Origin of the sequence: Streptomyces sp. NBC_00016 (genome assembly GCF_045040885.1) — a bacterium.
In the GTDB taxonomy this organism is placed as follows: domain Bacteria; phylum Actinomycetota; class Actinomycetes; order Streptomycetales; family Streptomycetaceae; genus Streptomyces; species Streptomyces coriariae.
Map to the genome: position 1 here is coordinate 4,182,708 of NZ_CP108304.1, position 16,811 is coordinate 4,199,518.

Consider the following 16,811-nt stretch of genomic DNA (forward strand, 5'->3'; position numbering starts at 1 on the left):
GACTCGTGGGCAGACGTCTCACCCCACCCGGCACCTCAGCCCGTCCGGCGTTCGAGGACGAGGCCGTCCAGGCCGAAAGGGGGGGTCTGGGGGCAGCGCCCCCAGGGACGGGAAGGGCAGGGGCGGCGGGGGCGAAGAAACCCCACAGCGCGCCCCGGGAGGGAAACCCTCAGCCCAGCGGGTCCGGTGCCGCCACGACGCCGTGCTCCGCGAGCTTCGCCTTACCACCGTCGACAGCCGTGAGCACCAGCGGCCCCGCCTCCGTCAACGCGACCGAGTGCTCCCAGTGCGAGGACCACGTCCCGTCGGTCGTGATGACCGTCCAGTCGTCCTCGAGGACCTCGGTCCGCGGGGTGCCCAGGGACACCATCGGCTCGATGGCCAGGCAGAAGCCGGGAACCAGCTTCGGCCCCTTGCCCCGCCGGCGGTCGACGTAGTTCAGCAGATGGGGGTCCATGTGCATCTCGGTGCCGATGCCGTGGCCGCCGTAGTCCTCGACGATCCCGTAGCGCCCGCCGCCCGGCTTCGGCTGACGCCGGATGTACGTCTCGATCGCGCGGGAGACGTCGACCAGCCGGCCGCCCGTCTTCATGGCGGCGATGCCGGCCCACATCGACTCCTCGGTGACCCGGGAGAGCTCGACCAGCTCCGGAGCGTGCCCCGAGCCGACGAACGCCGTGTACGCCGCGTCACCGTGCCAGCCGTCGACGATCGCGCCGCAGTCGATGGAGATGATGTCGCCGTCCTTGAGGACGACCTCGTCGGAGGGGATGCCGTGCACCACCACGTCGTTCACCGAGGTGCAGATCGTCGCGGGGAAGCCGCCGTAGCCGAGGAAGTTCGACTTCGCGCCGTTCTCCGCCAGGACCTTGCGGGCGACGTCGTCCAGGTCCTTCGTCGTCGCCCCCGGCACCGCCGCTTCGCGCGTGGCCGCGTGGATGGCGGCGACGACCAGCCCCGCCTCACGCATCTTGGCGATCTGCTCGGGGCTCTTGATCTGCACCATGGGGGGCCTGCGCTCTCCGTCACTCAGGTCGGTCGGGTTACGTATGCACACAACAGTACGGCCGTGGTGTCCCGAAGGACTCCACGGCCGTACGGGGAGCGACGACTACTGGTCGTCGCCCTCACGCTTCAGTGCGGCCAGCGCACGGGCGGTGACCTCTTCCACCGGGCCCATGGCCTCGATGGTCACGACCAGGCCCTGCGACTTGTAGTAGTCGATGATCGGCTCGGTCTGCGTGTGGTAGACCTCGAGCCGCGTGCGGACCGTCTCCTCGGAGTCGTCGTCCCGCTGGTACAGCTCGCCGCCGCAGACGTCACAGACGCCTTCCTTGGCGGCCTTCTTGTACGTCACGTGGAAGACGTGCGAGGAGTCGTTGCGGCAGATGCGCCGGCCGGCGATCCGCTTGACGACCTCCTCCTCCGGGGCCTCCAGGTCCAGTACCGCGTCCAGCTTGATGCCCTCGACGGTGAGGAGCTCGTCCAGCGCCTCGGCCTGCGAGACGTTGCGCGGGAAACCGTCCAGCAGGAAGCCGCGCTCGGCGTCCGGCTGCTCCATGCGGTCCTTGGCCATGGCGATGGTGACCTCGTCGGGGACGAGGTTGCCGGCGTCCATGTAGGACTTCGCGAGTTTCCCGAGCTCCGTCTGCTTGCTGATGTTGGCGCGGAACAGGTCGCCGGTGGAGATGTGCGGAACGCGGAGCTTCTCGGCCAGACGTGTGGCCTGCGTTCCCTTTCCGGCGCCCGGCGGCCCGACGAGGACGATACGCATCAGCGGAGGAACCCTTCGTAATTGCGCTGCTGGAGCTGGCTCTCGATTTGCTTCACCGTCTCGAGACCGACACCCACGATGATCAGGATGCTGGTACCACCGAACGGGAAGTTCTGGCTTGCCCCGAAGCCAACCAACGCCATCGTCGGTACAAGAGCGATCAGACCCAGATACAGCGAACCCGGCCAGGTGATCCGGTTGAGTACGTAGGAGAGGTACTCAGCGGTCGGTCGGCCAGCCCGGATGCCCGGGATGAAGCCACCATACTTCTTCATGTTGTCGGCTACTTCCTCGGGGTTGAAGGAGATAGCCACGTAGAAGAACGCGAAGAAAACGATCAGCAGGAAGTACATGCTGATGTAGATCGGGTGGTCACCCTTGGTCAGGTTGGTCTCGATCCAGGTCTTCCAGGTGGAGGTTCCGCTGGAGAACTGGGCGACGAGAGCCGGGATGTAGAGCAGCGAGGAGGCGAAGATGACCGGGATCACACCGGCCTGGTTCACCTTCAGCGGGATGTACGTCGAGGTACCGCCGTAGGACCGGCGGCCGATCATGCGCTTCGCGTACTGCACGGGGATACGGCGCTGGGCCTGCTCGACGAAGACCACCAGGCCGACCATGACCAGGCCGACCAGGATGACGGTGCCGAACTCGATCCAGCCGCCCGCGAGCGTGCCCTGCTTCTTGATGGCCCACAGGGCCGAGGGGAAGGTCGCGGCGATCGAGATGAACATCAGGATCGACATGCCGTTGCCGATACCGCGGTCGGTGATGAGCTCGCCGAGCCACATGACCATGGCCGTACCGGCGGTCATGCAGATGACCATGACGATGGTGGTGAAGATCGCGCGGTCCGGGACGATGCTCGAGGCGACCGTGCAACCGGAGAACAGGGCGCCGCTGCGGGCGGTGGCCACCAGGCCGGTGCCCTGAAGAATGGCGAGCGCCACGGTGAGGTAGCGGGTGTACTGCGTGATCTTCGCGGTGCCGGCCTGGCCCTCCTTCTTGAGGGCTTCCAGACGCGGGATCACCACGGTCAGCAGCTGAAGGATGATGCTCGCGGTGATGTACGGCATGATGCCCAGCGCGAAAATGGTGATCTGGAGCAGCGCGCCGCCGCTGAACATGTTCACCAGACCGAAGAGGCCCTGGTTGCCGGACGCCTCGTCCACACACCGCTGAACGGACGTGTAGTCGACACCGGGGATCGGAATATGCGTTCCGAGCCGGTAGATCACGATGATGGCGAGCGTGAAGAGCAGCTTCTTGCGCAGGTCGGGCGTCCTGAACGCCCGGGCGAACGCGGTGAGCACGGTGCCTCCTGCGACCCCCGCGCATCTGCGTCAAGGGTGACGGTCTTGAGGGTCCAATAAGAACAACGACAACGACAACGACATGTGTAACGGTCGACTGCCGCTCAAGGTGCCCCATGGGAAGCATCTTGTGAAAGTGGGCAGTGCAGGTCACCTTACCGGCGAGAGTACCGCCGTAGGAACGACCAACCGGGGATACCCCAAATGTGGGGTATCCCCGGTCGGGATCGTTCAGGTCATCGAGACGCCTGTGGTGTTCAGACGAGCTCGGTGACGGTACCGCCGGCGGCGGTGATCTTCTCCTTGGCGGAACCGGAGACGGCGTCGACCGTCACCTGGAGCGCCACGGAGATCTCGCCCTGGCCGAGGACCTTGACGAGGCTGTTCTTGCGAACGGCACCCTTGGCGATGAGGCCCTCGACGGTGACCTCGCCACCCTCGGGGTACAGCGCCGCCAGCTTGTCGAGGTTCACGACCTGGAACTCGATCTTGAAGGGGTTCTTGAAGCCCTTGAGCTTCGGGAGACGCATGTGGAGGGGCATCTGCCCACCCTCGAAGCGCTCCGGAACCTGGTAACGGGCCTTCGTGCCCTTGGTACCACGACCGGCCGTCTTACCCTTCGACGCCTCACCACGACCGACACGGGTCTTGGCGGTCTTGGCGCCCGGGGCGGGACGGAGGTTGTGGATCTTGAGCGGGTTGCTTTCCGCCATGATCAGTCGACCTCCTCAACCGTCACGAGGTGGCGGACGGTGTGCACCATTCCGCGGAACTCGGGGCGGTCCTCCTTGACGACCACGTCGTTCAGGCGCTTGAGCCCGAGCGAACGCAGCGTGTCGCGGTGGTTCTGCTTGCTGCCGATGTACGACTTCGTCTGCGTGATCTTGAGGCGAGCCATTACGCACCAGCCCCGGCACGCGCACGAAGCAGAGCCGCGGGAGCGACGTCCTCGAGGGGCAGACCGCGGCGGGCCGCGATCTCCTCGGGACGCTGCAGGCCCTTCAGGGCCTCCACGGTCGCGTGCACGATGTTGATCGCGTTGGACGAGCCGAGCGACTTCGACAGGATGTCGTGAACGCCGGCGCACTCGAGCACGGCACGCACCGGGCCACCGGCGATAACGCCGGTACCGGGGGAAGCAGGCTTGAGCAGGACGACGCCCGCGGCCTTCTCGCCCGTGATCGGGTGCGGGATGGTGCCCTGGATACGGGGGACCTTGAAGAAGTGCTTCTTGGCCTCCTCAACACCCTTGGCGATGGCGGCCGGCACCTCCTTGGCCTTGCCGTAACCGACACCGACGGTGCCGTCACCATCGCCCACCACGACCAGCGCGGTGAAGCTGAAGCGACGACCACCCTTCACAACCTTGGCGACACGGTTGATCGCGACGACGCGCTCAACGTACGCGGTCTTCTCGGCGGCAGCAGCGCCGCCGTCACGGCCCTTCCGGTCCCGCCGCTCGCCGCCACCGGCACCGCTTCCGCGGCGCTGGGGTCCAGCCATTGGATTACCTCTCTCTTTTTCCGCTAGCTACGCAGCGACCGAAGTCGCTAGCGCGACGGGCGACTCAGAACTTGAGTCCGGCTTCGCGGGCGGCGTCCGCCAGGGCGGCGATGCGCCCGGCGTACTGGTTGCCGCCACGGTCGAATACGACAGCCTCGACACCGGCGGCCTTGGCGCGCTCGGCGACCAGGGCGCCGACCGACTTGGCCTGCGCGGACTTGTCGCCCTCGCCGCCGCGGATCGTCGTGTCCAGGGTCGACGCCGACGCCAGGGTGTGACCCTTGATGTCGTCGATGACCTGAGCCACGATGTGGCGGTTCGAGCGTGTCACGACCAGGCGCGGACGCTCAGCCGTACCCGAGATGTGCTTACGGATCCGGATGTGGCGACGCTTGATCGCGGCACGCTTGTAAGCGTCGCCCTTGAGGATCTTCTGTCCGTATGCCATGGCTTACTTACCCGCCTTTCCGACCTTGCGGCGGATGACTTCGCCCTCGTACTTGACACCCTTGGCCTTGTACGGGTCGGGCTTGCGCAGCTTGCGGATGTTGGCCGCAACCTCGCCGACCTTCTGCTTGTCGATGCCCTCGACCGAGAACCGGGTGGGGTTCTCGACCTTGAAGGAGATTCCCTCGGGGGCCTCGACGGTGATCGGGTGGCTGTAACCGAGCGCGAACTCGAGGTTCGAGCCCTTCGCGGTCACGCGGTAACCGACACCACTGATCTCGAGCTTCTTCACGTAACCCTGGGTCACGCCGGTGATCATGTTCGCCACCAGCGTGCGGGACAGGCCGTGCAGGGCCTTGCTCTGACGCTCGTCGTTGGGGCGGGTGACGTTCAGAACGCCGTCCTCACCCTTGGCGATCTCGATCGGCGCAGCGACGGTGTGGGTCAGCGAGCCCTTGGGGCCCTTGACCGCAACCGTCTGGCCGTCGATGGTGACGTCCACGCCGGCGGGAACCGTGATGGGGAGCTTGCCAATGCGCGACATAGCTGTTTCCTCCGTTCCCTTCCGCTACCAGACGTAGGCGAGAACTTCTCCGCCTACGCCCTTCTTGCCGGCCTGCTTGTCGGTGAGGAGACCGTGCGACGTGGAGATGATCGCCACGCCGAGGCCGCCCAGCACCTTGGGCAGGGAGGTGGACTTCGCGTAAACCCGGAGACCGGGCTTGGAGATCCGCTTGATGCCCGCAATGGAGCGCTCACGGTTCGGGCCGAACTTGAGCTCGAGGGTGAGGTCCTTGCCGACCTCGGCGTCCTCGACCTTCCAGCCCGTGATGAAGCCCTCCTGCTGGAGGATCTCCGCGATGTGAGACTTGATCTTGGACGCCGGCATCGTCACGGAATCGTGGTACGCCGAGTTCGCGTTCCGCAGACGCGTCAGCATGTCTGCGATCGGATCAGTCATGGTCATGAATTGGCCTGTGGCCTCTCTCGCCGGGGTTTCCTGGTGCGCCATCCCTCTCCCCGATCCGAGACGGGGCGGGTGCGGCGCGGTGGACCTACGGCGTAGTAAGTCGTACGGGCGACCATCAGGTGCCCAACCCTCCAAGCCTAAGCCATGAAGAGGTGGGCACCTGACACGCCCATTGCTTACCGAGAGCCTCTGGAACCCCTAAAAAGGGGGTTTACCAGGAGCTCTTGGTCACGCCCGGCAGCTCGCCGCGGTGAGCCATCTCACGAAGGCACACACGGCAGAGGCCGAACTTGCGGTACACGGAGTGGGGACGGCCGCAACGCTGGCAGCGGTTGTACGCCCGCACAGCGAACTTAGGCTTACGAGCAGCCTTTGCGATCAGAGCCTTCTTCGCCATCTCGCTCACGCCTCCTTGAAGGGGAAGCCGAGGTGACGAAGGAGCGCACGGCCCTCAGCGTCGTTGGTCGCCGTGGTGACCACGGTGATGTCCATACCCCGGACACGGTCGATCTTGTCCTGGTCGATCTCGTGGAACATGACCTGCTCCGTGAGACCGAAGGTGTAGTTGCCACGGCCGTCGAACTGCTTGGGGGACAGACCACGGAAGTCGCGGATGCGCGGAAGCGCGAGCGACAGGGTGCGGTCCAGGAACTCCCACATGCGGTCGCCACGAAGCGTGACGTGGGCACCGATCGGCTGACCCTCACGCAGCTTGAACTGCGCGATGGACTTGCGGGCCTTGGTGATGGCCGGCTTCTGACCGGTGATGGTGGTCAGGTCACGGACGGCACCGTCCATGAGCTTCGAGTCACGGGCGGCGTCACCGACACCCATGTTGACCACGATCTTGACGAGGCCGGGGATCTGCATGACGTTCTCGTAGGAGAACTCCTCACGCAGCTTGCCCGCGATCTCCTCGCGGTACTTCGTCTTGAGACGCGGAGTGGTGGTGGTAGCCATCAGATGTCCTCACCCGTCCGCTTGGCAACGCGGATCTTGTTGCCCTCGTCGTCGAAGCGGTAACCCACACGCGTGACGACCTTGTTGCCGTCCTTCTCAACGACCAGCTGGACGTTGGAGACGTGGACAGGCGCCTCGGTCGTGACGATGCCGCCGGCCTGCGAACCCTTAGCGGTCGGGCCGGCCTTGGTGTGCTTCTTGACCCGGTTGACACCCTCGACCAGGACGCGGTCCTCACGGGGGAAGGCCGCGATGACCTTGCCCTGCTTGCCCTTGTCCTTACCGGTGATGACCTGAACCAGGTCGCCCTTCTTGATCTTCATGCTTACAGCACCTCCGGAGCCAGCGAGATGATCTTCATGAACTTCTTCTCGCGCAGCTCCCGGCCGACCGGGCCGAAGATACGGGTGCCACGAGGGTCGCCGTCGTTCTTCAGAATGACAGCGGCGTTCTCGTCGAAGCGGATGTACGAGCCGTCCGGACGGCGGCGCTCCTTGACGGTGCGAACGATGACCGCCTTGATGACGTCACCCTTCTTCACGTTACCGCCGGGGATCGCGTCCTTGACGGTGGCGACGATGACGTCGCCGATGCCCGCGTAGCGGCGACCGGAGCCACCGAGCACACGGATGCAAAGGATTTCCTTCGCACCAGTGTTGTCGGCGACGCGCAGTCGCGACTCCTGCTGGATCACGTCTATCTCCTGTGTGTCTGCCGGTTCCCCGCAGGGGCCTCGTAAGAGGACCCCTGCGGAGCCTGGCGGAACTGTCCTGCGAGGGATGCCCCGCAGGCCGACTTACTGGAATTCCCTTGCGGGAATTACCTACTTGGCCTTCTCGAGGATCTCGACGACGCGCCAGCGCTTCGTGGCGGACAGCGGCCGGGTCTCCGCGAGGAGGACACGGTCGCCGACGCCCGCGGCGTTCTGCTCGTCGTGAGCCTTGAGCTTGTTCGTACGGCGGATGACCTTGCCGTACAGCGCGTGCTTCACACGGTCCTCGACGGCGACGACGACGGTCTTGTCCATCTTGTCGCTGACGACCAGACCCTCACGGGTCTTGCGGAAACCGCGCGCCTCGGGGGTGTTCTCAGTCACGTTGCTCTCGCTCATCAGGCGCTCTCCACCGTCTCGATGCCCAGCTCGCGCTCACGCATCAGGGTGTAGATCCGCGCGATGTCCTTACGGACGGCCTTCAGCCGACCGTGGTTCTCGAGCTGACCCGTCGCCGCCTGGAAGCGGAGGTTGAACAGCTCTTCCTTGGCTTCGCGGAGCTTGTTGAGAAGCTCCTCGTCACCCAGTTCGCGCAGCTCGGACGCCTTGGTACCGGCCGACATCACGCTTCACCTGCCTCGCGCTTGACGATCCGGCACTTCATCGGCAGCTTGTGGGCTGCGCGAGTGAGGGCCTCACGGGCGATCTTCTCGTTGGGGTAGGACAGCTCGAACATGACCCGACCCGGGTGCACGTTCGCGATCCACCACTCGGGAGAACCCTTACCGGAACCCATGCGGGTCTCGGCAGGCTTCTTCGTGAGCGGGCGGTCCGGGTAGATGTTGATCCAGACCTTGCCACCACGCTTGATGTGGCGGGTCATCGCGATACGGGCCGCCTCGATCTGGCGGTTGGTCACGTACGCCGGCGTGAGGGCCTGAATGCCGTACTCGCCGAACGAGACCGTCGTACCGCCCTTGGCCTGACCACGGCGCTTCGGGTGGTGCTGCTTGCGGTGCTTGACCCTACGGGGGATCAGCATGTCGGTCAGGCCTCCGTTCCGGTGCTCTCAGCCGGAGCGGCAGCCGGAGCGTCGGCCTTGGGGGCCTCGGCAGCGGGAGCCTGCTGCGGCTTGCGACCGCGACCGCCACGCTCGCCACCGCGGCCACCACGGGCCGGGCGGTCAGCGCCGCCACGGGCCGGGCGGTTGCCGGCGCGGGCAGCAGCGTTCTCGGCGCGGACCTCGGCGATGTTCTTGACATCGCCCTTGTAGATCCAGACCTTCACGCCGATGCGGCCGAAGGTCGTCTTGGCCTCGAAGAAGCCGTAGTCCACGTTCGCGCGGAGCGTGTGCAGGGGCACACGGCCCTCGCGGTAGAACTCCGAGCGGGACATCTCGGCGCCACCGAGGCGGCCACCGCACTGGATCTTGATGCCCTTGGCGCCCGCCTTCATCGCCGACTGCATGCTCTTACGCATGGCGCGACGGAAGGAGACGCGGGAGGAGAGCTGCTCGGCGACGGCCTGAGCCACCAGCTGAGCGTCGACCTCGGGGTTCTTGACCTCGAGGATGTTCAGCTGGACCTGCTTCTTGGTCAGCTTCTCCAGGTCGCCACGAATACGGTCGGCCTCGGCGCCGCGGCGGCCGATGACGATGCCCGGACGCGCGGTGTGGATGTCGACGCGGACCCGGTCACGGGTGCGCTCGATCTCCACCTTCGAGATACCGGCGCGCTCCATGCCGGACGTCATCATCCGACGGATGGCGACGTCCTCGCCGACGTATTCCTTGTAAGACTTGTCGGCGTACCAACGGGACTTGAAGTCCGTGGTGATGCCGAGCCGGAACCCATGCGGGTTAACCTTCTGGCCCATTACCGGGTTCCTTCCTTACTGCTGACGACCACGGTGATGTGGCTGGTCCGCTTGCGGATCCGGTAGGCACGGCCCTGGGCACGCGGACGGAACCGCTTCAGGGTCGGACCCTCGTCGACGTACGCCTCGGAAATGAAGAGGCTGTCGGCGTCAGTGTGGTCGTAGTTGTGCGCGGCGTTGGCAATGGCGCTGTCCAGCACCTTGCCGACCGGCACGCTCGCGGCCTGCGGGGCGAAACGCAGGACCGCCTGAGCCTCCGTGGCGTCCATGCCACGGATAAGGTCCACCACCCGGCGGGCCTTCATGGGCGTGACGCGGATGTACCGCGCCTGGGCCCTGGCTTCCATGGTTGTCCTTCCAGTGTCTGTCATGGTCATTCCACCCCGCGTTAGCGGCGCTTCGACTTCCGGTCGTCCTTGACGTGACCCCGGAAGGTGCGCGTCGGCGAGAACTCGCCGAGCTTGTGGCCGACCATCGACTCGGTGACAAACACCGGAACGTGGGTCTTGCCGTTGTGCACCGCGATCGTGTGACCCAGCATGGCCGGGATGATCATCGAGCGACGGGACCAGGTCTTGATGACGTTCTTGGAACCGGCTTCGTTCTGGGCGTCCACCTTCTTTACGAGGTGTCCGTCGACGAAGGGCCCCTTCTTGAGACTGCGCGGCATCTAAACCCGCTCCTAGCGCTTCTTGTTCGTCTTGCGGCGGCGGACGATGTACTTGTTCGAAGCCTTCTTCGGCGAACGAGTACGACCCTCCTTCTGACCCCAGGGGCTGACCGGGTGGCGACCACCGGAGGTCTTGCCCTCACCACCACCGTGGGGGTGGTCAACCGGGTTCATCGCCACACCGCGAACGGTCGGGCGGACGCCCAGCCAGCGCTTACGGCCGGCCTTGCCCCAGTTGATGTTGCTCTGCTCGGCGTTGCCGACCTCGCCGACCGTGGCGCGGCAGCGCTGGTCGACCAGACGGATCTCACCGGACGGCATACGAAGGTGGGCCATCGTGCCCTCCTTCGCGAGCAGCTGCACCGAGGCACCGGCGGAGCGGGCGAACTTGGCGCCGCCACCGGGACGGATCTCGATCGCGTGGATCGTGGTACCGACCGGGATGTTGCGGAGCGCCAGGTTGTTGCCCGGCTTGATGTCGGCCCCGGGACCGTTCTCGACGCGGTCGCCCTGCGACAGGTTGCGCGGCGCGAGGATGTAGCGCTTCTCGCCGTCGGCATAGTGCAGCAGCGCGATGCGCGCGGTGCGGTTGGGGTCGTACTCGATGTGCGCGACCTTCGCCGGCACGCCGTCCTTGTCGTGACGACGGAAGTCGATCACTCGGTAGGCGCGCTTGTGTCCGCCACCCTGGTGGCGAACGGTCACACGACCGGCGTTGTTACGGCCGCCCTTGCTGTGCAGCGGGCGGACCAGCGACTTCTCCGGCGTGGACCGCGTGACCTCGACGAAGTCGGCGACGCTGGAGCCACGACGGCCCGGCGTAGTCGGCTTGTACTTGCGGATTCCCATTATTCAGTCCTCGTCCGATATCGGACGATCCGGACCGCCCTCAGGCGGTCGGACCGCCGAAGATGTCGATACGGTCGCCCTCGGCAAGGGTCACGATCGCGCGCTTCGTGCCGGCACGCTGACCGAAACCGGTCTTCGTGCGCTTGCGCTTGCCGATGCGGTTGATCGTGTTGACCCCGGTGACCTTGACCGAGAAGACCGCCTGGACGGCCTGCTTGATCTGGGTCTTGTTGGCGTTCGGGGCGACGATGAACGTGTACTTGTTCTCGTCGAGGAGCGCGTAGCTCTTCTCCGACACGACCGGCTTCAGCAGCACGTCACGGAGGTCCGTGAACGCCTTGCTGGGCGCGGTGACGACGGTGTTCTTGCCTTCGGTGGCGTGGCGCTTCGCCTTGGCGACGCGCGCGGCCTTGGCGACCTTGGCCGCCTTGGAGGCGATGCTCGGGTGACGCGTAGCCATCAGGCGTCACTCCCTTCGGTGTCGTTGGCCTGCGGGCCGGCGACGAAGGACTCGAGAGCGGCCTGGGTGAAGACCACGTCGTCCGAGACGATCACGTCGTACGTGTTCAGCTGGCCCGGCTCCAGGATGTGCACCTGGGGCAGGTTGCGGGCGGACAGCCACGCGGCCTCGTCGGCGCGGTCGACGACCAGGAGCAGGTTCTTGCGCTCCGAGATCTTGCCGAACAGCGTGCGAGCGGCCTTCGTGGAGGGAGCCTCGCCCTCGATCACGCCGGTGACGACGTGAATGCGGTTGTGGCGGGCCCGGTCGGTGAGGGCGTGACGCAGAGCGGCAGCCTTCATCTTCTTCGGGGTCCGCTGCGAGTAGTCACGCGGCTGCGGGCCGTGGACGACGCCACCGCCGGCGAACTGCGGCGCGCGGGTCGAGCCCTGGCGCGCGCGGCCGGTGCCCTTCTGACGGTAAGGCTTCTTACCGCCACCGCGGACTTCACCGCGGCGCTTGGTCTTGTGCGTGCCCTGACGGGCAGCCGCGTTCTGCGCGACGACGACCTGGTGGATCAGCGGGATGCTGATCTTCTCCACGCCGAAGATCTCCGCGGGGAGCTCGACGCTTCCGGTCTTCTCGCCTGCAGGCGAAAGGATGTCAACAGTGCTCATCGGTACCTCAGGCCCCCTTGGCCGCAGTGCGGACCAGGACGAGGCCGCCGTTCGGACCGGGGACAGCGCCCTTGATGAGCAGCAGACCCTTCTCCGCGTCAACGGCGTGGACGGTCAGGTTCTGGGTGGTGACACGCTCGTTGCCCATGCGACCCGCCATGCGGAGGCCCTTGAACACGCGGCCCGGGGTGGCGCAGCCACCGATGGAACCGGGCGAGCGGTGCTTGCGCTGGGTGCCGTGTCCGGCGCCGAGGCCCTTGAAGTTGTGACGCTTCATGACACCGGCGAAGCCCTTGCCCTTGCTCTTGCCGGTCACGTCGACCTTCACGCCGGCCTCGAACACCTCAGCGGTGATCTCCTGGCCCAGCGTGTACTCGGAGGCGTCCGCGGTGCGGATCTCGACGAGGTGGCGACGGGGGGTGACGTCGGCCTTGGCGAAGTGACCCTTGAGGGGCTTGTTCACCTTGCGCGGGTCGATCTCGCCGAAGGCGATCTGGACGGACTCGTAGCCGTCGCTGTCGTTCGTACGGACCTGGGTCACGACATTGGGGCTGGCCTTGACGACGGTGACCGGAACAACGCGGTTGTTCTCGTCCCACACCTGCGTCATGCCGAGCTTCTCGCCCAGGATGCCCTTGATCTGCTTAGCCATTCTTCAGATCACCGGCCCCTAAAGCTTGATCTCGATGTCGACACCGGCCGGGAGGTCGAGTCGCATCAGAGAGTCAACGGTCTTGGGAGTCGGGTCGAGAATGTCGATCAGGCGCTTGTGCGTGCGCATCTCGAAGTGCTCGCGCGAGTCCTTGTACTTGTGCGGCGACTTGATGACGCAGTACACGTTCTTCTCAGTGGGCAGCGGCACCGGGCCCGCGACCGACGCACCAGTGCGGGTCACCGTCTCGACGATCTTCTTCGCCGAGGAGTCGATGACCTCGTGGTCGTAGGCCTTGAGCCGGATGCGGATCTTCTGTCCCGCCATGGCTACTCAGTAGTCCTGTCTCTTCTAACGCTCTGGAACCAGATGGTCCGTTTACTTCGTTTCTCCGACCCACGCGGTCGGGTGTGTCGCGCTCTCGCCGACACAGATGCCCCTTGTTCGAACATCCCTGCTGGGAAAGCACGGCCCTTCCGGAACCGCAAGCCGGGGACGAAAGGTCCACCGGGTGCCTGGTCGGCGCTCTATTGACACTTCCCGAAAGATTCCCGTACGTCCGCCCCAGCGCTGCCAACAGGCAGTTAGGGCGACGAGTACTGTGGGACTCGCTTTCGGTCCTCCCGGCGGGAGGCGCGCAACATCAACACTCGACCGAGCAACTCCGACAGTCTGCCATATGGGGCACTGCCTCCGCCAATCGAGCCGGAGACAATACCCCGGACGTGACGTAGGTCAAACGCCGAGCCGGTCGAGTACGGGCCTTTCCGCGCCCGTACGTGAGGTCGGTCACCGTGAACCCGTTCGAGGGCTGCGGGTGACAACGGGTGCATCCGACCGACGGCAGACACGGAGACCGCGTGAACAGCCCCCCTGGCAGACATGACGAGGACGCCTCCGTCATCTCCGACTCGCTCACCCGCCCCGAGTTGTTCGGGGAGCTTTACCACCGGCACGCGGCGGTGATCCACCGGTACGCGGCCCGCCGGCTGGGTGAGGACGCCGCCGAGGACATCACCGCCGAGACCTTCCTGGCCGCGTTCCGTGCCCGGGGGCGCTACGACGTCTCACGCGCCGACGCCCGGCCCTGGCTGTACGGCATCGCCGCCAACCTGATCGGCAAGCAGCGCCGTACCGAGGTGCGGGCGCTCAGGGCCCTGGCCCGCACAGGCCGCGACCCGGTGGCCGACTCCTGGACCGACCGCAGCGACAGCCGGGTCACCGCACAGGCCGCACAGGGCCGCCTGGCGGGCGCGCTGGCCGGTCTCTCGCGCGGCGACCGGGACGTCCTGCTGCTGGTCGCCTGGGCCGACCTCGGCTATCAGGAGGTCGCCGAGGCGCTGTCCATCCCGGTGGGCACGGTGCGCTCCCGCCTCAACCGGGCCCGCAGGAAGGTACGCCTCGCACTCGGCGATGTGGACCCCACGTTCGTACGCGACTCCGCGGAGGTGATCGGCCATGGCTGAACCGGCGATGGACGAGATGACGGCGGTCCGGCAGCTGCGCGCCGACGTCCCCGTGCCCGACTACGCCCGGCTCGCCCCTGCCCGCCGGCGGCTGCTGGACGAGATCGAGGGACGCCCCCGGCACGGAAGGGCCGGATGGAAGCTCAAGGCGGCCGGAGCGGTCGCCGCGGTGACGGCCGCGGCGCTCCTCTCCACCCTGACACTGCGCGAGGACGACAGGACACCCGCGCAGCCGGTTCCGACGGCGACCCCGCGGCCGACCTCGTGGGTGTTCCACCAGGTTCGGTTGGACGTTGTCTGCAACGTGAGCATGACTCCCTTCGGCTACAGCGAGGCCGGCGGGCTCCAGCTGTCACTGGCCGGAAAGCGACCGTGCGACACGAAGACGAACACGGCGACGAAGACGTCGATCGACTCGAACCGCTGGATCCGCTACGACGGTCTGTCCACGGCCGCGCCGATCCAGAACACCGTCGATCCGGACGACGTGTCGGTGTGGGACGACCCCGGCAGACCGTCGTCGAGGACGATGCTCGCACCCCGGGAAACGGACGCCCTGCTGGCCTCCCTGCCCGACGACCCCGACGCCGCGCTGAAGTCGATCATCAGGAAGTCCGTCCCCACCCGCATCACCAGCGCCTGGCGGCTGACCCAGGCCCAGCGCGATTTCGACGAGGTGGTCGAGGTGCTCTCGGGAGCCTCCGCCGTCCCTCCCGACAAGGCTCGGACGATCTACCGGATCATCACGGGCCTGGAGGGGGCGACCGAGCCGGTCAGGGCGACCGACGGCGCGGGCCGGGAGGTCCTGGCGATCGGTGTCGACGGCAACTTCCGTGACTACGCCTGGGAGCGCAACAGCATGCAGGTGCTGCTCGATCCACACACCTTCGCCTATCGCGGTGTCCGCTGGGTGGCCGGAGTGAGCTACTACGTGGGCGGCAAGGCCTCCGGAGGACCGTTCGTGGCGAAGGGGACGGTCCTCGGCACGGCCACCCGTGTCGCCACCGTCGTCGTCGACAAGGCCGGCGACCGGAACTGAACCTGCTCGGACGGCCGGGACCGTAAGGCCGGGGACAGGCGAGAGGGCCCGTACGACCGAAGTCGTACGGGCCCTCTCAGGTGCTCAGCTCAGGCTGGAGCTACCAGATCGATCAGCAAGAACTACTTGGTGATCTTGGTGACCTGGCCGGCGCCCACCGTACGACCACCCTCACGGATGGCGAACTTCAGGCCCTCTTCCATGGCGATGGGCTGGATGAGCTCCACCTTCATCTCGGTGTTGTCACCCGGCATCACCATCTCGGTGCCCTCGGGGAGGGTCACAACGCCCGTCACGTCCGTCGTACGGAAGTAGAACTGCGGACGGTAGTTGTTGAAGAACGGCGTGTGGCGGCCACCCTCGTCCTTGGACAGGATGTAGGCCTGGGCCTCGAAGTCGGTGTGCGGCGTGACCGAACCCGGCTTGATGATGACCTGGCCGCGCTCGACGTCCTCGCGCTTGATGCCACGGAGGAGCAGACCGACGTTCTCGCCCGCCTGGCCCTCGTCGAGCAGCTTGCGGAACATCTCGATGCCGGTGACCGTGGTGGTGGTCTTCTCCTGCTTGATGCCGATGATGTCAACGGTCTCGTTGACCTTCAGGACACCACGCTCGATACGGCCGGTGACGACCGTACCGCGACCGGTGATCGTGAAGACGTCCTCGACGGGCATGAGGAACGGCTTGTCGACGTCACGCTCGGGGGTCGGGATCGCCTCGTCGACGGCGGCCATGAGGTCGAGAACCGACTGACCCCACTCGGCGTCGCCCTCGAGCGCCTTGAGCGCCGAGACCTTGACGACCGGCAGGTCGTCGCCCGGGAACTCGTACTCGGAGAGGAGCTCACGGACCTCGAGCTCGACGAGCTCCAGGATCTCCTCGTCGTCCACCATGTCGGCCTTGTTCAGGGCGACGACGATGTACGGAACGCCGACCTGGCGGGCCAGGAGCACGTGCTCCTTGGTCTGCGGCATCGGGCCGTCGGTGGCGGCCACGACCAGGATCGCACCGTCCATCTGGGCGGCACCGGTGATCATGTTCTTGATGTAGTCCGCGTGACCCGGGCAGTCGACGTGGGCGTAGTGACGCGTCTCCGTCTGGTACTCGACGTGCGCGATCGAGATCGTGATACCGCGCTGACGCTCCTCGGGAGCCTTGTCGATCTGGTCGAAGGCCGAGGCCTCGTTCAGGTCGGGGTACGCGTCGTGCAGCACCTTGGTAATGGCGGCCGTGAGGGTCGTCTTACCGTGGTCGATGTGACCGATGGTGCCGATGTTGACGTGCGGCTTAGTCCGCTCGAACTTCGCCTTCGCCACGGGGGTCCTCCTGGGAGTGGTTCTGGAACGCCTTGCTTCATCGGCGCCAGGTGATCTTTGCTGGAAAGCCCGGGTCCAGGGGGCAAACATCCGGGGATGCGGTTGTTTGCCCCTTGAGGCTCCGGAGTCAAGCCTACGGCGTGTAAACC

General features: G+C 66.2%; 27 protein-coding genes. 2 read left to right on the top strand and 25 right to left on the bottom strand.

The features are described from left to right. Positions 1–169 precede the first annotated feature (169 nt). From map to rpsJ, 24 genes are all read right to left on the bottom strand, one after another. On the bottom strand, positions 170–1,006 hold the full coding sequence (map, locus tag OG933_RS18360; protein WP_142265744.1) for a type I methionyl aminopeptidase: 837 nt from the start codon (positions 1,004–1,006) through the stop codon (positions 170–172). Positions 1,007–1,111: 105 nt separating this feature from the next. Then, on the bottom strand, positions 1,112–1,774 hold the full coding sequence (locus OG933_RS18365; RefSeq protein WP_362517861.1) for an adenylate kinase: 663 nt from the start codon (positions 1,772–1,774) through the stop codon (positions 1,112–1,114). After that, complete coding sequence (secY, locus tag OG933_RS18370) at positions 1,774–3,087, bottom strand: preprotein translocase subunit SecY (RefSeq protein WP_020132622.1); 1,314 nt, start codon at positions 3,085–3,087, stop codon at positions 1,774–1,776. The genes OG933_RS18365 and secY overlap by 1 nt, the downstream gene beginning before the upstream one ends. A 257-nt stretch (positions 3,088–3,344) precedes the next feature. Then, positions 3,345–3,800 carry a 50S ribosomal protein L15 gene (gene rplO / locus OG933_RS18375; RefSeq protein ID WP_020132623.1) on the bottom strand — a complete coding sequence of 152 codons (456 nt, stop codon included), beginning with the start codon at positions 3,798–3,800 and terminating at the stop codon, positions 3,345–3,347. A gap of 2 nt (positions 3,801–3,802) precedes the next feature. Then, positions 3,803–3,985: a 50S ribosomal protein L30 gene (gene rpmD, locus OG933_RS18380; RefSeq protein ID WP_005313525.1), complete on the bottom strand. Its 183-nt coding sequence runs from the start codon at positions 3,983–3,985 to the stop codon at positions 3,803–3,805. Then, complete coding sequence (gene rpsE / locus OG933_RS18385) at positions 3,985–4,590, bottom strand: 30S ribosomal protein S5 (protein ID WP_020132624.1); 606 nt, start codon at positions 4,588–4,590, stop codon at positions 3,985–3,987. The genes rpmD and rpsE overlap by 1 nt, the downstream gene beginning before the upstream one ends. Positions 4,591–4,654: 64 nt before the next feature. Continuing rightward, on the bottom strand, positions 4,655–5,038 hold the full coding sequence (gene rplR, locus OG933_RS18390; RefSeq protein WP_020132625.1) for a 50S ribosomal protein L18: 384 nt from the start codon (positions 5,036–5,038) through the stop codon (positions 4,655–4,657). Between the two features lie 3 nt (positions 5,039–5,041). Continuing rightward, positions 5,042–5,581 (bottom strand): 50S ribosomal protein L6, encoded by a 540-nt coding sequence (gene rplF / locus OG933_RS18395; protein ID WP_327184612.1) that lies wholly within the window; start codon positions 5,579–5,581, stop codon positions 5,042–5,044. A 24-nt stretch (positions 5,582–5,605) separates the two neighbouring features. Further along, a complete protein-coding gene (gene rpsH / locus OG933_RS18400) occupies positions 5,606–6,004 on the bottom strand; it encodes a 30S ribosomal protein S8 (RefSeq protein WP_028807312.1) in 399 nt (132 codons plus the stop codon). 214 nt (positions 6,005–6,218) lie between these two features. Continuing rightward, positions 6,219–6,404: a type Z 30S ribosomal protein S14 gene (locus OG933_RS18405; RefSeq protein ID WP_030890724.1), complete on the bottom strand. Its 186-nt coding sequence runs from the start codon at positions 6,402–6,404 to the stop codon at positions 6,219–6,221. Positions 6,405–6,409: 5 nt separating this feature from the next. Then, positions 6,410–6,967 (bottom strand): 50S ribosomal protein L5, encoded by a 558-nt coding sequence (rplE, locus tag OG933_RS18410; RefSeq protein ID WP_020132628.1) that lies wholly within the window; start codon positions 6,965–6,967, stop codon positions 6,410–6,412. After that, a complete protein-coding gene (gene rplX, locus OG933_RS18415) occupies positions 6,967–7,290 on the bottom strand; it encodes a 50S ribosomal protein L24 (protein WP_006376030.1) in 324 nt (107 codons plus the stop codon). Before rplX ends, rplE begins: the two co-directional genes overlap by 1 nt. A gap of 2 nt (positions 7,291–7,292) precedes the next feature. Beyond that, positions 7,293–7,661 (bottom strand): 50S ribosomal protein L14, encoded by a 369-nt coding sequence (gene rplN, locus OG933_RS18420; RefSeq protein ID WP_003992364.1) that lies wholly within the window; start codon positions 7,659–7,661, stop codon positions 7,293–7,295. 129 nt (positions 7,662–7,790) lie between these two features. Next, the gene (gene rpsQ, locus OG933_RS18425; RefSeq protein ID WP_020132629.1) at positions 7,791–8,078 is read right to left on the bottom strand and encodes a 30S ribosomal protein S17; all 288 of its coding nucleotides are present in this window, start codon (positions 8,076–8,078) and stop codon (positions 7,791–7,793) included. Continuing rightward, positions 8,078–8,302, bottom strand: a complete 225-nt coding sequence (gene rpmC, locus OG933_RS18430) for a 50S ribosomal protein L29 (protein ID WP_005481220.1) — start codon at positions 8,300–8,302, stop codon at positions 8,078–8,080. The genes rpsQ and rpmC overlap by 1 nt, the downstream gene beginning before the upstream one ends. Next, positions 8,302–8,721: a 50S ribosomal protein L16 gene (rplP, locus tag OG933_RS18435; RefSeq protein WP_006140905.1), complete on the bottom strand. Its 420-nt coding sequence runs from the start codon at positions 8,719–8,721 to the stop codon at positions 8,302–8,304. Before rplP ends, rpmC begins: the two co-directional genes overlap by 1 nt. A 5-nt stretch (positions 8,722–8,726) precedes the next feature. Beyond that, positions 8,727–9,554 (bottom strand): 30S ribosomal protein S3, encoded by an 828-nt coding sequence (gene rpsC / locus OG933_RS18440; protein WP_020132630.1) that lies wholly within the window; start codon positions 9,552–9,554, stop codon positions 8,727–8,729. Continuing rightward, on the bottom strand, positions 9,554–9,901 hold the full coding sequence (gene rplV, locus OG933_RS18445) for a 50S ribosomal protein L22 (RefSeq protein ID WP_003974262.1): 348 nt from the start codon (positions 9,899–9,901) through the stop codon (positions 9,554–9,556). The genes rpsC and rplV overlap by 1 nt, the downstream gene beginning before the upstream one ends. Before the next feature lie 41 nt (positions 9,902–9,942). Then, positions 9,943–10,224, bottom strand: coding sequence for a 30S ribosomal protein S19 (rpsS, locus tag OG933_RS18450; RefSeq protein ID WP_405627873.1), 282 nt, complete (start codon positions 10,222–10,224; stop codon positions 9,943–9,945). 12 nt (positions 10,225–10,236) lie between these two features. After that, on the bottom strand, positions 10,237–11,073 hold the full coding sequence (gene rplB / locus OG933_RS18455) for a 50S ribosomal protein L2 (RefSeq protein ID WP_020132633.1): 837 nt from the start codon (positions 11,071–11,073) through the stop codon (positions 10,237–10,239). Between the two features lie 40 nt (positions 11,074–11,113). Further along, on the bottom strand, positions 11,114–11,533 hold the full coding sequence (gene rplW / locus OG933_RS18460) for a 50S ribosomal protein L23 (protein WP_020132634.1): 420 nt from the start codon (positions 11,531–11,533) through the stop codon (positions 11,114–11,116). After that, positions 11,533–12,189 carry a 50S ribosomal protein L4 gene (gene rplD / locus OG933_RS18465; protein WP_020132635.1) on the bottom strand — a complete coding sequence of 219 codons (657 nt, stop codon included), beginning with the start codon at positions 12,187–12,189 and terminating at the stop codon, positions 11,533–11,535. Before rplD ends, rplW begins: the two co-directional genes overlap by 1 nt. Positions 12,190–12,196: 7 nt before the next feature. Continuing rightward, positions 12,197–12,841 (bottom strand): 50S ribosomal protein L3, encoded by a 645-nt coding sequence (rplC, locus tag OG933_RS18470; protein WP_020132636.1) that lies wholly within the window; start codon positions 12,839–12,841, stop codon positions 12,197–12,199. Positions 12,842–12,859: 18 nt separating this feature from the next. Continuing rightward, positions 12,860–13,168 (bottom strand): 30S ribosomal protein S10, encoded by a 309-nt coding sequence (gene rpsJ / locus OG933_RS18475; protein WP_003948644.1) that lies wholly within the window; start codon positions 13,166–13,168, stop codon positions 12,860–12,862. A gap of 533 nt (positions 13,169–13,701) precedes the next feature. Here rpsJ and OG933_RS18480 point away from each other — a divergent pair. Then, positions 13,702–14,307: an RNA polymerase sigma factor gene (locus tag OG933_RS18480; protein WP_362517864.1), complete on the top strand. Its 606-nt coding sequence runs from the start codon at positions 13,702–13,704 to the stop codon at positions 14,305–14,307. Continuing rightward, positions 14,300–15,346 carry a hypothetical protein gene (locus tag OG933_RS18485; RefSeq protein WP_362517867.1) on the top strand — a complete coding sequence of 349 codons (1,047 nt, stop codon included), beginning with the start codon at positions 14,300–14,302 and terminating at the stop codon, positions 15,344–15,346. Before OG933_RS18480 ends, OG933_RS18485 begins: the two co-directional genes overlap by 8 nt. 122 nt (positions 15,347–15,468) lie before the next feature. Here the strand turns inward: OG933_RS18485 and tuf are convergent, their stop codons facing one another. Continuing rightward, positions 15,469–16,662: an elongation factor Tu gene (gene tuf, locus OG933_RS18490; RefSeq protein WP_020132639.1), complete on the bottom strand. Its 1,194-nt coding sequence runs from the start codon at positions 16,660–16,662 to the stop codon at positions 15,469–15,471. Positions 16,663–16,811: the final 149 nt, after the last annotated feature.